Source organism: Ruegeria sp. MALMAid1280, assembly GCF_049195285.1.
GTDB lineage: Bacteria > Pseudomonadota > Alphaproteobacteria > Rhodobacterales > Rhodobacteraceae > Ruegeria.
This window is the reverse complement of the sequence record NZ_JBMIRT010000046.1, coordinates 222892-235598: the sequence shown is the minus strand read 5'-3', so window position 1 is coordinate 235598 and position 12707 is coordinate 222892. Positions and strand designations below refer to the sequence as shown.

16 protein-coding genes are annotated in these 12707 nt (G+C 60.7%); 8 read left to right on the top strand and 8 right to left on the bottom strand.

The window, feature by feature from the left end; all coding sequences use genetic code 11:
• Positions 1–85 precede the first annotated feature (85 nt).
• The 4 genes from ACOQFT_RS10900 to ACOQFT_RS10885 all read left to right on the top strand — a co-directional run bounded on the left by ACOQFT_RS10900 (position 86) and on the right by ACOQFT_RS10885 (position 1633).
• Positions 86–571, top strand: coding sequence for a peroxiredoxin (locus ACOQFT_RS10900; protein ID WP_421597946.1), 486 nt, complete (start codon positions 86–88; stop codon positions 569–571).
• Between the two features lie 103 nt (positions 572–674).
• On the top strand, positions 675–920 hold the full coding sequence (locus ACOQFT_RS10895; RefSeq protein ID WP_421597945.1) for a glycine zipper 2TM domain-containing protein: 246 nt from the start codon (positions 675–677) through the stop codon (positions 918–920).
• A gap of 11 nt (positions 921–931) precedes the next feature.
• Positions 932–1279 carry a hypothetical protein gene (locus ACOQFT_RS10890; RefSeq protein WP_421597944.1) on the top strand — a complete coding sequence of 116 codons (348 nt, stop codon included), beginning with the start codon at positions 932–934 and terminating at the stop codon, positions 1277–1279.
• Positions 1280–1327: 48 nt separating this feature from the next.
• Positions 1328–1633 (top strand): hypothetical protein, encoded by a 306-nt coding sequence (locus ACOQFT_RS10885; protein ID WP_421597943.1) that lies wholly within the window; start codon positions 1328–1330, stop codon positions 1631–1633.
• Here ACOQFT_RS10885 and ACOQFT_RS10880 read toward each other — a convergent pair.
• The 4 genes from ACOQFT_RS10880 to ACOQFT_RS10865 are packed head-to-tail and all read right to left on the bottom strand — an operon-like array spanning position 1630 to position 4372.
• Complete coding sequence (locus tag ACOQFT_RS10880; protein ID WP_170444050.1) at positions 1630–1923, bottom strand: 4a-hydroxytetrahydrobiopterin dehydratase; 294 nt, start codon at positions 1921–1923, stop codon at positions 1630–1632. The genes ACOQFT_RS10885 and ACOQFT_RS10880 overlap by 4 nt on opposite strands.
• The gene (locus ACOQFT_RS10875) at positions 1920–3107 is read right to left on the bottom strand and encodes a GNAT family N-acetyltransferase (protein WP_421597942.1); all 1188 of its coding nucleotides are present in this window, start codon (positions 3105–3107) and stop codon (positions 1920–1922) included. Before ACOQFT_RS10875 ends, ACOQFT_RS10880 begins: the two co-directional genes overlap by 4 nt.
• 45 nt (positions 3108–3152) lie before the next feature.
• On the bottom strand, positions 3153–3920 hold the full coding sequence (locus ACOQFT_RS10870) for a glycerophosphodiester phosphodiesterase family protein (RefSeq protein WP_421597941.1): 768 nt from the start codon (positions 3918–3920) through the stop codon (positions 3153–3155).
• Entirely contained in the window at positions 3917–4372 is a 456-nt protein-coding gene (locus tag ACOQFT_RS10865; protein WP_421597940.1) for a RidA family protein, read from the bottom strand. The genes ACOQFT_RS10870 and ACOQFT_RS10865 overlap by 4 nt, the downstream gene beginning before the upstream one ends.
• A gap of 335 nt (positions 4373–4707) precedes the next feature.
• On the opposite strand from ACOQFT_RS10865, the gene ACOQFT_RS10860 reads away from it, so the two are divergent.
• Together ACOQFT_RS10860 and ACOQFT_RS10855 are read left to right on the top strand one after the other, a co-directional pair.
• On the top strand, positions 4708–5478 hold the full coding sequence (locus ACOQFT_RS10860) for an MlaA family lipoprotein (RefSeq protein WP_421598027.1): 771 nt from the start codon (positions 4708–4710) through the stop codon (positions 5476–5478).
• Positions 5468–6070, top strand: coding sequence for an MlaC/ttg2D family ABC transporter substrate-binding protein (locus tag ACOQFT_RS10855; RefSeq protein WP_421597939.1), 603 nt, complete (start codon positions 5468–5470; stop codon positions 6068–6070). Before ACOQFT_RS10860 ends, ACOQFT_RS10855 begins: the two co-directional genes overlap by 11 nt.
• Before the next feature lie 58 nt (positions 6071–6128).
• Here ACOQFT_RS10855 and ACOQFT_RS10850 read toward each other — a convergent pair whose 3' ends face one another.
• Genes ACOQFT_RS10850 through ACOQFT_RS10835 form a run of 4 tightly spaced genes read right to left on the bottom strand, consistent with a single transcriptional unit; the run spans position 6129 to position 10300 of the window.
• Positions 6129–7226 (bottom strand): ABC transporter ATP-binding protein, encoded by a 1098-nt coding sequence (locus tag ACOQFT_RS10850; protein ID WP_421597938.1) that lies wholly within the window; start codon positions 7224–7226, stop codon positions 6129–6131.
• 5 nt (positions 7227–7231) lie between these two features.
• Entirely contained in the window at positions 7232–8131 is a 900-nt protein-coding gene (locus ACOQFT_RS10845; RefSeq protein ID WP_170401212.1) for a carbohydrate ABC transporter permease, read from the bottom strand.
• On the bottom strand, positions 8124–8996 hold the full coding sequence (locus ACOQFT_RS10840) for a carbohydrate ABC transporter permease (protein ID WP_039543053.1): 873 nt from the start codon (positions 8994–8996) through the stop codon (positions 8124–8126). Before ACOQFT_RS10840 ends, ACOQFT_RS10845 begins: the two co-directional genes overlap by 8 nt.
• A gap of 59 nt (positions 8997–9055) precedes the next feature.
• Positions 9056–10300, bottom strand: a complete 1245-nt coding sequence (locus tag ACOQFT_RS10835; protein ID WP_421597937.1) for an ABC transporter substrate-binding protein — start codon at positions 10298–10300, stop codon at positions 9056–9058.
• A 219-nt stretch (positions 10301–10519) separates the two neighbouring features.
• On the opposite strand from ACOQFT_RS10835, the gene ACOQFT_RS10830 reads away from it, so the two are divergent.
• Complete coding sequence (locus tag ACOQFT_RS10830; protein WP_421597936.1) at positions 10520–11257, top strand: response regulator transcription factor; 738 nt, start codon at positions 10520–10522, stop codon at positions 11255–11257.
• Positions 11254–12705 (top strand): sensor histidine kinase, encoded by a 1452-nt coding sequence (locus ACOQFT_RS10825; RefSeq protein ID WP_421597935.1) that lies wholly within the window; start codon positions 11254–11256, stop codon positions 12703–12705. Before ACOQFT_RS10830 ends, ACOQFT_RS10825 begins: the two co-directional genes overlap by 4 nt.
• Positions 12706–12707 lie beyond the last annotated feature (2 nt).

Genomic DNA, 12707 nt, shown 5'->3' with positions numbered 1-12707 from the left:
TGTCGAATTCCCGTGGTCTCATCCACGCGACCACCTATATTGCGGCTGAGCCCGACTCTGCAAATCCAAACGACAGGAGCTTAAAATGATTTCAACAGGTGACATGCTGCCCGACGCCACGCTGACCCAACTGGGCGCGGATGGCCCCGAAGAGGTGCGGATTTCAAACAAGACCAAAGGCCGCAAAGTCGTGATCTTTGCGGTGCCCGGCGCGTATACGCCAACCTGCCATTCGGCCCATGTGCCCAGCTTCATGCGCACCAAGGACCAGTTCACCGCCAAGGGCGTGGACGAGATCATCTGCGTTTCGGTCAACGACCCCTTCGTGATGAAAGCCTGGGGCGAAGCCACCGGCGCCGCCGAGGCCGGACTGACCATGCTGGGCGACCCGGCATCCGAGTTCACCAAGGCCATCGGCATGAATTTCGACGCCCCGCCCGCCGGTCTGATCGCGCGATCCAAGCGCTATGCCATGCTGGTCGAAGACGGCAAGGTGGTCGCGTTGAACCTGGAAGAAAACCCAGGTGCCTGCGAAATTTCGGCGGGCGAGGGCCTGCTGGACGTGATCTGATATCGCGTGGCCCCGGGTGACCTCTGGGCCAAGATCGCCATTTAACTTGATGCAACGCCCTGATCTGTCGATATTTGAAGAATACAATCAGGGAGTTTGTTTGATGAAACTGAAGATCATTACACTCTTGCTCGGGTCTGCGGGGGCGCTGGCCGCCTGCGGACCGGCACCGACCCCGCAGCAACAGGCGGCACGCCAGCACGAGATTGCCTGCCTCAGCGGTTCTTTGGGCGGTGCGCTGATCGGCGGCGCCTTGGGCAACCAGTTCGGTGGCGGGTCAGGCAAGTCCATCCTGACAGCGGCAGGTGCTGCCGCCGGCGCCGTCGAAGGCAACAGATACGCATGCTAAGGAGAGCCGGAATGACACGTGGACTTATTATCGCTGCGGCCGTTTTGCTGGCCGGTACCGCTTCGGCCGAAAACGTTGCCGAGCTGCATGAAAACGAGTTGAAAGCCATCGACGCGAACAATGACGGATTCCTGTCCCGGGACGAGTTCGACGCCTTTTCCGACTATGCCTTCCAGGAGATGGACGAAGACAAGAACGGTTCGGTCGGATTGCAGGAGGCCAAACCCTTTCTGGACATCAAGCAGTTTCAGGACGCTGACCGCGACAATGACGACTTTATCTCAAGGGCCGAATACGACACCCAGATGAACGACGATTTCCTGTCGGCTGACAAGAACCAGAACGGCCAGCTGGATTAAACCGGACGGCCTCGCGTTTGGCGGGGCCATCCACACGGGGGGCGTGCTATGCGAAACTGGGGAATTCTCTGTGTTCTGGGCCTGTTGGCGGCCTGCGACGTTCCGCAAGCCCCGGTGGTGACCGGGCCGGACGGGCAGACGCGCATTCAGATCAGCACATCCGGGCTGACCTGTTACAACAATCGCTGTCTGGACATCAACCCGGCTGCGCGCAGCGTGCGCCAGATCGGCAACCGGACAACGCGTATTCCCGGCAGCATCGACGTCAGCGATGGCACCGTGACCCCCGCCGAATTTCAGCAGATGGGCGTGACCGCCGCATTGGCGGGTGGCGTCGGTGAGGGCAACCGCTAGCAGAGACTGTCCATCTTGCGGGCAAGCTTGGCGTCCAGCGCCGACAGCCCGCCCACGTCATGGGTGGCCAGCGTGACCTCGACCGTGCGGTAGACATTGGACCATTCGGGGTGGTGGTTCCATTTTTCGGCAAAAATTGCCACCTGCGTCATCCAGCCAAAGGCGTGGACGAAATCCTCGAAGATAAAGGTCTTGGTGATCGCATCCCGGCCGTCGACCATGGTCCAGCCATTCTTGAACAGCGGGTCAAGCAGCGGGCCGCGGGTCTCAGGCGACAAGAGTTCGGTCATTGCTGTTCCTCCGGGTTCAATTTCCTGAACGGGCCGTATTCCGTCAGGATCTCGATCTCTTCTCCCACTGCGGCGACCTCGGCGTCCAGGTATTTTCGGATCGCATCGGCAAAACCGGGGTCACCGACCCAATGCAAGCTATGCGTGCGCGTGGGTAAATAGCCTCGCGCCAGCTTGTGTTCGCCCTGCGCCCCGGCTTCAACCCGGGCCAGACCATTGGCAATGGCAAAATCAATCGCCCTATAGTAGCACAATTCGAAATGCAGACAGGGGTGATGTTCGACGCAGCCCCAATAGCGGCCAAACAGGGTTTCGCGCCCGATGAAATTCAGTGCCCCGGCAATCGGATAACCATCGCGTTCCGCCAGCACCAAAGCCATGTCGTCCGCCATGACTTCCTGAGCGATATCAAAGAATTGACGGGTCAGGTACGGCGCGCCCCACTTGCGCGACCCGGTGTCCTGATAGAACCGCCAGAAGGCATCCCAGTGCTCGGGCCGCAGGTCATCCCCGGTCAGCGTGCGAATCTCACCGCCGAACCCGCAGGCCTGCGCCCGCTCCTTGCGGATATTCTTGCGTTTGCGCGAGGATAACGCACCCAGAAAGCCGTCGAAATCCGCATATGCGTCATTGAGCCAGTGAAACTGCTGCGAGCTGCGCAGCATCAGGCCCATCTGCTCACCAGCGATAGCCTCATCCTCGGTGCAGAAGGTGGCGTGCAGCGACGACACCCGGTTGTCGGCGGCCAGTTGCACCGCGCCCTGTACCAGCGCCGACATCCCCACCGCCTCGTATCCCGACCGCACCAGAAAACGCCGCCCGGTGGCGGGGGTGAAGGGCACGGCGATCTGCAGCTTGGGGTAATATTGTCCACCCGCGTTTTCATAAGCATGGGCCCAGTTGTGATCGAAAATGTACTCGCCCTGACTGTGCGACTTGGCATACATCGGCGCCGCGCCGATCAGCATCCCGTCCAGATAGGCGGTCAGATATTGCGGCTGCCAGCCGGTGCCACGCCCGACCGAACCGCTGTTTTCCAGCGCCAGCAAGAACCTATGCGTGGTAAACGGGTCCAGCGGGCGGCCACCATCCGCGGCCTCGGGACAGGCGCAACTGTCCCAGTCCTCGGCAGAAATCTGCGACAGCGATCCCAGAACCTGAACTTCGATTTGCGCCTGATCCATATGCCCTCCGCGTCTGAGCTTTATCTGTGACGGTGGGGGGCGGGTTCAACCCGGATGGCGGGCCAAATAGCCTTCGAAGGTCACATTGTCGGCAATCTCGCGGGCCAGTGCCTCTTGTTCGGGCGACTGCACTGTCCAGCACAGAATCGGCACGCCCCGCGCCTTCAACTCGGCCACGCGGGGGCGGGACAGGTCGGCAACCTCATGGCTGATGAAACTGGCGCCGACGCGGTCAAAATCGGGGATGTCGCGCAGGTGATCGCAAACCGTTTGCGGCAACAGCTCGACCTTGGGCTGATAGGAACAGGTCACGATGCCGCGCGGCAAATGCGGCGCAAGGCGCGCCAGTTCAGCCACGGAATTGGGGTTGAAGGACATCAGCGCCACCGGCCCGTCATAGCCCTGCAGCGCCCGCACCGCGTCCGCCTCAAGCGGTCCGACATCGGTGCCCATCGCGCCGTCCTGATCCTTGAACTCGATCAGCAGCGGCACCCTGCCGCCCACGATCTCCAACACCTCATCCAGCGTCGGGATGCCGTCATCGGTGTGCAACAACCGGGTGGCCTGCGCCTGTGCGGCCGAGATCTGCTGAATCGGGCCGGGCTGTCCGGTCAGGCGCGTCATGTCATAGTCATGAAACACCATCGCCCGGTTGTCCGAGGTTCGTTGCAGATCGATCTCGATCCCATACCCGGCCTCGATCGCCGCCCGAATGGCCGCCCGGCTGTTTTCCGGGCGGTTGTCCGAGAGGTCATGCAGCGCCCGATGCGCAATCGGGGTTTGCAGGAACACGGAAGGCAGGGGCGGTGTCATTGGACCTCGAAAATGCCTTCGATTTCAACGGCCACGCCCAGCGGCAGTGCGGCGGCGCTGACGGCGGAACGGGAGTGACGACCGGCATCGCCCAGTGCCTCGACCAGGAAATCGGACGCACCGTTGATGACCTGCGGCTGGGCGGTGAAATCGGCAGTCGAGTTCACGAATCCGGTCAGCTTGATCACGCGCACCAGCTTTTCGATATCACCGCCGCAGGCCGCCTTGACCTGGGCCAGCAGGTTGACGGCGCAGACCTTTGCCGCCGCCGCACCGGCCTCGATCCCCATGTCGTCGCCCAGCTTGCCGGTGATCAGATCGTCATCCTTGGAAATCTGGCCCGACACATAAACGATGTTGCCGACCCGCACGAAGGGGACGTAATTCGCCGCCGGTGCAGGCGCATCCGGCAGGGTAACGCCGAGGCTTTCCAGTTTCGCTGCGATGCTCATGAGGTTTCCTCCAAATCTTGAGTCGCGGCGAAGCTAACCGGGACGGGCAATTTCGGAAAGCCTGAAAACTGGGATGGACGTGCCTGACTGGTGGGCGTAACTCTACTTATTCCGAACAGTTGAAGCAGTGTCGCTTTACCTCGGCCCATCAGGCAGGTTAAACGCTATCTGTTTCATACCTGTTGTGGAACGTATATGTGACCTCGGATTGGGCCGCGCTATGTGGCCAAAGGCAGTATTGATTGATAGTTCGGGCCAACGACCCCGAATGGTTTGGAGTGACAAAGACCGTGTTGAGCAGACCCCGCCTGAAGCACCTGATCGTACTGTCCCTGATGACAGTCCTGAGCGCCTGCGCCACGCGGCCTCCGGAAGGGACCCCGCCAAACGAGGTGTTCGATCCCTATGAACGAAACAATCGGGGCATCCACAAATTCAATCTGGGCGTTGACCGGTTCCTGTTCCGTCCGGCCTCGAAAGGCTACGTCAAGATCGTACCCGATCCGATGGTGACCAGCTTCAGCAATTTCGCCGAGAACCTGACCCTGCCCGGACAAGCCGTGGATTACCTGCTGCAGGGTAACGTCAAGCAATCGGGCAACGCGCTGTTGCGCTTTGTCATCAACATGACTGTGGGCGGTGCGGGGCTGTCTTCGCCAGCTGACGAACTGAACCTGCCGCCGGTCGATACCGATTTCGGTGAAACCCTGCATGTCTGGGGTGTTGGCGAAGGCGCCTATGTCGAATTGCCGTTTTATGGCCCGTCAACCCAGCGGGACGCGATTGGCGTTGTGGTCAATCTGTTCTCGAACCCGATCAATTTCAGCCCCACGCGCCCGGTCGACAATATCGGTGTCTATGCCGAGGTCGTGCGGCGCATGGGTGACCGGGGCCGGTTCTCGGACACGGTCGATTCGATCCTGTATGAAAGCGCCGACAGCTATGCACAGGCGCGCACAATCTACATCCAGAACCGCCGCTTCGAACTGGCGCGCGACGATGAGGAAGCCTATCTGGGTCTGTATGATGACCCCTATGCAGAAACCGGGACCGACCCTGTCAGGGACCCCTACCTAGACCCCTACGAGGACCCCTATGCCGAATAACCATTTGAACAGACGCGGTTTTATCGCCACTGGCCTGGCTGGTGTGATGCTGACCGCCCTTCCCGCCTTTGCCCAGACCGAAGCCAGCGCCAAAGCTCTGGTTGTCAGTGTCGTAGATGATATCAACCGTGTGATCGCTTCGGGCAAATCCGAAAAAGCGATGATCCGCGATTTCGAGAAGATTTTCGTGCAATATGCCGACGTGCCGATCATGGCGCGCTATGTGTTGGGGGCGGATGGCCGTTCGGCCAGCCCATCGCAGCTGAGACAGTTCACCAGAGCGTTTCAGGGCTATATCTCGAACAAATACGGCCGCCGCTTCCGCGAATTCATCGGCGGTCAGGTCACCGTGCGCAATGCCCGCAAGATCAAGGCCGGCTACGAGGTGCGCACCTCGGTCAAGCTGCAGGGCTCGTCGCCGTTCGAGGTGACCTTTCTGGTGTCGGACAAATCGGGCCGCGACAAATTCTTCAACATGTTCATCGAAGGGGTGAATATGCTGCTGACCGAACGGACCGAGATCGGCGCCATGCTGGATGCGCGCGGTGGCGATCTGAACCGTCTGATCAAGGATATGAAGCGGGCGGGGTGACCGGGGCGAAATTGCAAAAACAACGCCGCGTGATTGGATTCACGCGGCATTTTTTGTTTCAGTTCAACCGTTCGCCGGTTTCCTGAGCGAAATAGGACACTTTGCTCATGTCAAAAGCCAGATTCAGCATCTGACCCGCCTGCGCGCTGGTTTCAGCGTGCAGACGCGCGGTGACCTGCTTGCCGCCCAGTTCCGAGACCACATAGGTATCCGCGCCCGCCGGTTCGACCATATCGACAAGGCATTCAGCCTCTTGCACGCCTGCACCGGCGCGGAAGCCTGCCTCGGCAATGTCTTCGGGACGCAGGCCAAGGATCACGTCTTTGGGCAGCGACAAGTCGCGGGTATCTTTCAGCACCAGTGCCTCACCCGTTTCGCGCGCAATGGCAATCTCGGTGCCGGAGCCGTTCTTGGTTGCCTGCGCCGGGATCAGGTTCATTGCGGGCGAGCCCATGAAATCGGCCACGAACAAGTTGGCCGGGTTGTTGTAGATCTCGGCCGGGGAGCCGATCTGCTGCACGACACCACCTTTCAGAACCACGATCTTGGTGGCCAGAGTCATCGCTTCGATCTGATCATGGGTCACATAGACGATCGACGCATCCAGCGTCTGGTGCAGCTTCTTGATCTCGGTCCGCATCTCAACCCGCAGCTTGGCGTCGAGGTTCGACAGCGGCTCATCGAACAGGAACAGCTTGGGGTCGCGCACCAGTGCCCGGCCCATCGCCACCCGTTGCCGCTGACCGCCCGACAACTGGCTGGGGCGGCGGTTCAGCAGAGGTTCGATCTGCAGCAGTTGGGCGACCTCTTTCAGTTTGGCCTCCTGCGTCGCCTGATCGACCCCGCGGACCTTCATGCCAAAGGTGATGTTCTTGGCCACCGACATGGTCGGGTACAGGGCGTAAGACTGAAACACCATCGCGATGTCGCGGTCCTTGGGGCTGACATGGGTCATGTCATTGCCACCGATGGCCAGTGTTCCGCCGGTGATTTCCTCGAGCCCTGCGATACAGTTCAGCAGGGTGGATTTACCGCAGCCCGAAGGGCCGACCAGCACCAGGAAATCGCCCGGTTCGATCGAGATGTTGATGTCCTTCAAAATCTCGGTCGCGCCGTAATTCTTGTAGAGTTTGTTGATATCAAGGATGGGTGCCATGGGTCTTATCCCTTCACGGAACCAGCGGTCAGGCCGCGGATGAAATACTTACCGGCGACGACATAGACAAGAAGCGTCGGCAGCCCCGCGATGATCGCGGCGGCCATGTCGACGTTGTATTCTTTGACGCCGGTGGTGGAGTTTACGATGTTGTTGAGCGCCACGGTCACGGGCTGCGTGCCCGCCTGGCTGAACGACACGCCGAACAGGAAGTCGTTCCAGATCTGCGTGAACTGCCAGATCACGGTCACCACGATGATCGGCAGCGACAGCGGCAGGAAGATCGACCAGAAAATCCGCAGGAACCCTGCGCCATCAACCCGGGCGGCTTTTGTCAGCTCGGCCGGGATGGTGACATAGTAGTTGCGGAAGAACAGCGTGGTGAAGCCAAGGCCGTAGATCACGTGCACGAAGATCAGGCCCGGAATGGTTCCGGCAATCCCCATCATGCCCAGCAGACGCGCCATCGGCAGCAGAACCACCTGGAAAGGGATGAAGCAGCCAAACAGCATCAGCGAGAAGATGATATTGGCCCCTTTGAACCGCCATTGCGCCACGACATAGCCGTTCAAGGCACCCAGCAGGGTCGAGATCGCCACCGCAGGCACCGCGATCAGAACCGAGTTCCAGAAATAGGGCCGCAGGCCTTCACACTGGATACCGGTACAGGCGCCGGACCATGCGGTTTTCCAGGCGTCGAAGCTGACCTCTCGCGGTAGCGAGATCAGGGACCCGGTGCGGATTTCCTCAAGGCTTTTCAGAGATGTGGTCAGCATCACGAATAGCGGCATCAGATAGTACAGCGCGAACAGGCCCAGCAGGACGTAAAGCAGCCAACGCAGGGCAATCTTGCCAGTGGCGCTTTGGGTGCGGGTTTCGGTATGGGGCATCGACAGATCAGTCATTTTTCGCCCTCAGCTCTGAGTAAAGATAGGGAACCACGATGGCAAAGACGACCAGCATCATGATCATTGCGGACGAGGCCGCCTGACCGATATCGCCGCGCGAAAAGGCCATTGCGTACATGTAGGTGGCCGGCAGGTCGGTCGCGTAACCCGGACCGCCACCCGTCAGGGCAATGACAAGGTCAAAGCTCTTGATTGCAAGGTGGGCCAGCACGATGAAGGCGGACAGGAAGATCGGCGCCATCGAGGGGATAATGATCGCCGTATAGATGCGCCATGTGGGGATACCATCGACCTGCGCGGCCTTGATGATTTCTCCGTCCACCGAACGCAGGCCGGCGAGGAACAGCGCCATGACAAAGCCCGAGCTCTGCCAGATCGCAGCAATCACGATGGTGTAGATGGCGTAATCAGGGTTCACCAGCCAGTCGAATTCGAAATTCGGAAAACCCCAGCCCTGCACCATGGACTCGATGCCTAACCCCGGGTTCAGGATCCACTTCCACGCCGTACCAGTCACGATCATCGACAGTGCCATCGGGTACAGGTAGATCGTACGGATCGCGCCTTCGACGCGGATCTTCTGATCCAGCAGGATGGCCAGCAACAGGCCCAGCACCATCGCGATGACGATGAACAGCGCACCAAAGATATACAGGTTGTTGATCGCCGTATCCCAACGGGGCGAGTCGAACAGGCGTTCATACTGAATGAAGCCCTTGATCTCGTATTTCGGCAACAGTTTCGATCGGGTCAGTGACACCCAGGCCGTCCATCCGATAAAGCCGTAGACAAAGATCAATACGGCAATGAACGACGGTGCCAGCACCACCTTGGGCAGGTGGTTTTCCAGCCATTCGGACATTTTTTCCTCCGGGAGAAAAGAGGTTCTGCCCCGCAGTATAGGGGCAGAACCGGTTCGGATCAGTAGCTGTTGGCCACCGCGTCCGCCAGTTGCTGAACCGCGTCAGCCGAGGACATGTCCGAGTTGAAATGCGCGGTCACAACATCGGTGATCGCACCAGCCTGCGACCCGCGCAGCGCCATGCCATGGGCATAAGAGGGCAACAGCGAACCCGCGGCCGAGGTCGAACCCATATCTTCGGCTGACAGGTTGGCACAAACATCAAAGTCGTCCAGCGCCACATCAGTCCGGGCCGGAATCGAGCCTTTGTTCAGGTTGAACACCTTCTGAAAGCTGGGACCCACGATCAGCTTGGCCAGCAGGTCTTGACCGGCGCGATTGTCGTCACCTTCCACGTTGAACATGGCAAAGCTGTCAACGTTGTACAGATATCCGTCGCCGGGGGTCGAAGCGCACAGGAAATCTTCGCCGGGGGTCTTGCCCGCTGCCAGAAACTCACCCTTGGCCCAGTCACCCATGATCTGGAACGCCGCTTCGCCATTCATCACCATCGCGGTGGCCAGGTTCCAGTCACGGCCCGAGAAGTTCTCGTCCACAAACCCGCGCAGGGTGCGCATCTGGTCAAAGACCTGCACCATCGTGTCCGAGGTCAGCACTTCGGTGTCGAGATCAACCAGAGCTTTCTGGTAGAATTCGGGTCCGCCAAGACCCAGCACAACCGCTTCAAATACGGTGGCATCCTGCCAGGACTGACCACCATGAGCCAGCGGGATCACCCCAGCGGCCTGCAGCTTTTCAGCGGCAGCATTAAATTCGTCCCAGGTGGTCGGCATCTCGATGCCATTGGCGGCCAGAACGTCTGCGTTGGCCCAGATCCAGTCCACCCGGTGCACGTTTACAGGGGCCGCACACCATGTGCCTTCACACATCATGTGGCCCGCGATCGACGCAGGCAGCACCTCGGCCCAGCCTTCAGCCTCGGCGACGGAAGAGATATCGGCCAGAACGCCCTCTTCATACCATTCCTGAATGGCGGGGCCTTTCAACTGCACGGCGGTCGGCGGATTTCCAGCCAGCACCCGTGCGCGCAGCGCGGTCATTGCCGCATCGCCTGCACCACCAGCAACCGGCATGTCGGTCCAGGTGCCGCCGTTCGAGGCAAACTCTTCCTGCAGAACGGCCACCGATTTGGCCTCACCACCCGAAGTCCACCAATGCAAAACCTCAGCCTGCGGCTCAGCCAGAACCGACGTTCCGGCCACCACGGCCAATGTCGACGCAGTAGCAAGTGCAAAACGCTTCATTACGTGTCTCCTCCCTAGAGAACTTAGTGACTGCAATAGCAGCGATGCCCGACATACTGCGCCCGGATTGCTCTCTGGCAACGCTGAATCCGCGCCAAACCATTGCCGCCGTCCAATTTTTCACCGCTTTTGTTACAGCGTGTTACGTTGGCCTTGAATCTGTTTCCGTTCGTTACAATGCACGATACCGGAGGCGCAGAAACTGGGAGGATAAGCCGCGTGAGCATTCCGCGACTACTGGTGGTGGATGACGACCCCGAGATGCGGTCAATGATGACCCAATTCCTGCAGCAGAACGGGTTCATCGCCCTGCCCGCCAATTGCGAGGCAGAGATCCGCGCTCATCTGACGGCGGGACGGATCGACCTGATCCTGCTGGACGTGATGCTGGGCGATGAAAACGGCGTCGAGATTTGCGCCCGCCTGCGGGCCGAGCAGGATGTGCCGATAATCCTGGTCTCGGCGCTGTCCGCCGACCACCAGCGCATGGCCGGGTATGAGGTCGGTGCCGATGACTATATCGCCAAGCCGTTCAACCCGCAGCTGTTGCTGGCCCGCGTCCGCGCGGTGATGCAGCGTGCCCGCCGCACGCCGTCACTGGCCTATCGCCGCCGCACCCGCAGCTTTCGGTTCAATAGCTGGATCTATGATGGCAAGCGGGACGAGGTGCACTCGCCCGACGGCTATCTGGTCTCACTGTCGCAACGGGAATCCGCCCTGCTCAAGGTTCTGTTGGCCAATCCGCATATCCCCCTGACCCGGGATGAGATTGCCGCCGCGCTGGACGTCACCGGCAGTACTGACAAACCCGAGGCACAGGGCCGCGCCATCGACATGCTGGTCGGGCGGTTGCGGTCCAAGATCGAGGCCAACCCGAAAGACCCGCAAATGCTGCGCACCGAACGCGGCGTCGGTTATGTCTTTGCCGCCGAAGTGTCTGTGGACGAGGACGCATGACAGCGCGCGTGCCGCGCCTGCGCAGCCTGGGCTGGATCTGGACCGGGGCGGCCTTTGCCACCGGCCTTTTGTCCGCAGGGTTGTGGTTTTCTTCGGCCCGCGCCTGGGACGACTTTCTGACCCACGCCTATGTCGCGGGCTTTGCTGTTTACGAAGAATTGCGGGTCGGAATAACCCCTCCGCCCGGTGTCACGGTTACGGCTTTGTCGCCACGGGCGGTACACTTGGCCGATGCAGGCCAGTTCGAGCAACTGCCAGGCCTGTCGGACCGCAGCTTCGTCACCAACCTGTCGATTCTGACCGACAATACCGCCCCTTTGGCCGGGCGCGAGCTGACGCTGGCAGTGATGTCCGACCGGCTTGTCTATCCGGTGTCCGATATCCTGTCGCGTATCGACCAGACCGGGGCCGAGAAGATGGGCAATCTGACCCGCCTGCTGGCCACCTATTGCAGCGAACCGATCCTGATCGCCCGGTTCGGGCGCAATGACTGGCGGCAGGTGGACGGCACCGATGTCTGGGGCTGCAAGGCCGCCCCCGCCGACCTGCGCCTACCCGCCATTCTGGCCGCGATCGTGGCGCTGGCGGTAATCCTGACCTCGGTCGGCAATGTCTCGGATACCTTCACCCGGTTTGCGGGTGCGCTGCGCGACCGCAAGCGCCGGGGCGGGCCGAGCAGCTATGACACCGATGGCCCGGCGGAACTGCGCGAGATCGTCTCGGCCGTCAACGATCATCTGGATGCCGAGCGCGCGCAGCTGGAAAAACGCGCCACCGTTCTGTCCGGGGTCAGTCACGATCTGGGCACGCCCGCAACACGGGTCCGCCTGCGGGCGGCGCTGATCCCCGATGACGAGCTGCGCGAAAAGCTTGAGGCGGACGTGGACCAAATGACCGGAATGATCGAAAGTGTGCTGACCTACACGCGGTCCGAGCTGAGCGTCGAAGAACCCCGTCAGATTTCGCTGACCGCGCTGGTCGAGTCTCTGGTCGCCGATTATCAAGATATGGACCTGCCGGTGACGCTGAGGAAAATCACCCCGGTCGCGGTCGAGGGCGCGCCCTCGGTCTTCATGTCGCGGCGCGGACACGGGTCGTTGCCGGAAACGCGGCGGATGCTGGTGATGGGGCGGCCGATTTCGTTGAAACGCGCGCTTACCAACCTGATCGACAACGCCCTGAAATACGGCCGTCACGCCGAGGTGCAACTGGAAACCGATGCCCGTACGGCCACCATCACCGTCGAGGACAAAGGGGCCGATCTCTCCGTTTCAGATATCGAAGCGCTGATGGCGCCGTTCCGCCGTGGGTCCAATACCGGGTCCTCGGACGGGTTCGGCCTTGGTCTGACCATTGTGGCCACGATTGCCGAACAGCATGGTGGTTCCCTCAGTTTCGAGGCCGGGGATCAGGGCTTGCGGGCACGGCTGCAGATCACCCGGCAATGACT

What these genes read in the sequence shown, in the direction of transcription:
- ACOQFT_RS10900 (WP_421597946.1), top strand. Translation starts at nt 86, where the DNA reads ATGATTTCAACAGGTGACATGCTGCCCGACGCCACGCTGACCCAACTG.
- ACOQFT_RS10895 (WP_421597945.1), top strand. Translation starts at nt 675, where the DNA reads ATGAAACTGAAGATCATTACACTCTTGCTCGGGTCTGCGGGGGCGCTG.
- ACOQFT_RS10890 (WP_421597944.1), top strand. Translation starts at nt 932, where the DNA reads ATGACACGTGGACTTATTATCGCTGCGGCCGTTTTGCTGGCCGGTACC.
- ACOQFT_RS10885 (WP_421597943.1), top strand. Translation starts at nt 1,328, where the DNA reads ATGCGAAACTGGGGAATTCTCTGTGTTCTGGGCCTGTTGGCGGCCTGC.
- ACOQFT_RS10880 (WP_170444050.1), bottom strand. Translation starts at nt 1,923, where the DNA reads ATGACCGAACTCTTGTCGCCTGAGACCCGCGGCCCGCTGCTTGACCCG.
- ACOQFT_RS10875 (WP_421597942.1), bottom strand. Translation starts at nt 3,107, where the DNA reads ATGGATCAGGCGCAAATCGAAGTTCAGGTTCTGGGATCGCTGTCGCAG.
- ACOQFT_RS10870 (WP_421597941.1), bottom strand. Translation starts at nt 3,920, where the DNA reads ATGACACCGCCCCTGCCTTCCGTGTTCCTGCAAACCCCGATTGCGCAT.
- ACOQFT_RS10865 (WP_421597940.1), bottom strand. Translation starts at nt 4,372, where the DNA reads ATGAGCATCGCAGCGAAACTGGAAAGCCTCGGCGTTACCCTGCCGGAT.
- ACOQFT_RS10860 (WP_421598027.1), top strand. Translation starts at nt 4,708, where the DNA reads ATGACAGTCCTGAGCGCCTGCGCCACGCGGCCTCCGGAAGGGACCCCG.
- ACOQFT_RS10855 (WP_421597939.1), top strand. Translation starts at nt 5,468, where the DNA reads ATGCCGAATAACCATTTGAACAGACGCGGTTTTATCGCCACTGGCCTG.
- ACOQFT_RS10850 (WP_421597938.1), bottom strand. Translation starts at nt 7,226, where the DNA reads ATGGCACCCATCCTTGATATCAACAAACTCTACAAGAATTACGGCGCG.
- ACOQFT_RS10845 (WP_170401212.1), bottom strand. Translation starts at nt 8,131, where the DNA reads ATGACTGATCTGTCGATGCCCCATACCGAAACCCGCACCCAAAGCGCC.
- ACOQFT_RS10840 (WP_039543053.1), bottom strand. Translation starts at nt 8,996, where the DNA reads ATGTCCGAATGGCTGGAAAACCACCTGCCCAAGGTGGTGCTGGCACCG.
- ACOQFT_RS10835 (WP_421597937.1), bottom strand. Translation starts at nt 10,300, where the DNA reads ATGAAGCGTTTTGCACTTGCTACTGCGTCGACATTGGCCGTGGTGGCC.
- ACOQFT_RS10825 (WP_421597935.1), top strand. Translation starts at nt 11,254, where the DNA reads ATGACAGCGCGCGTGCCGCGCCTGCGCAGCCTGGGCTGGATCTGGACC.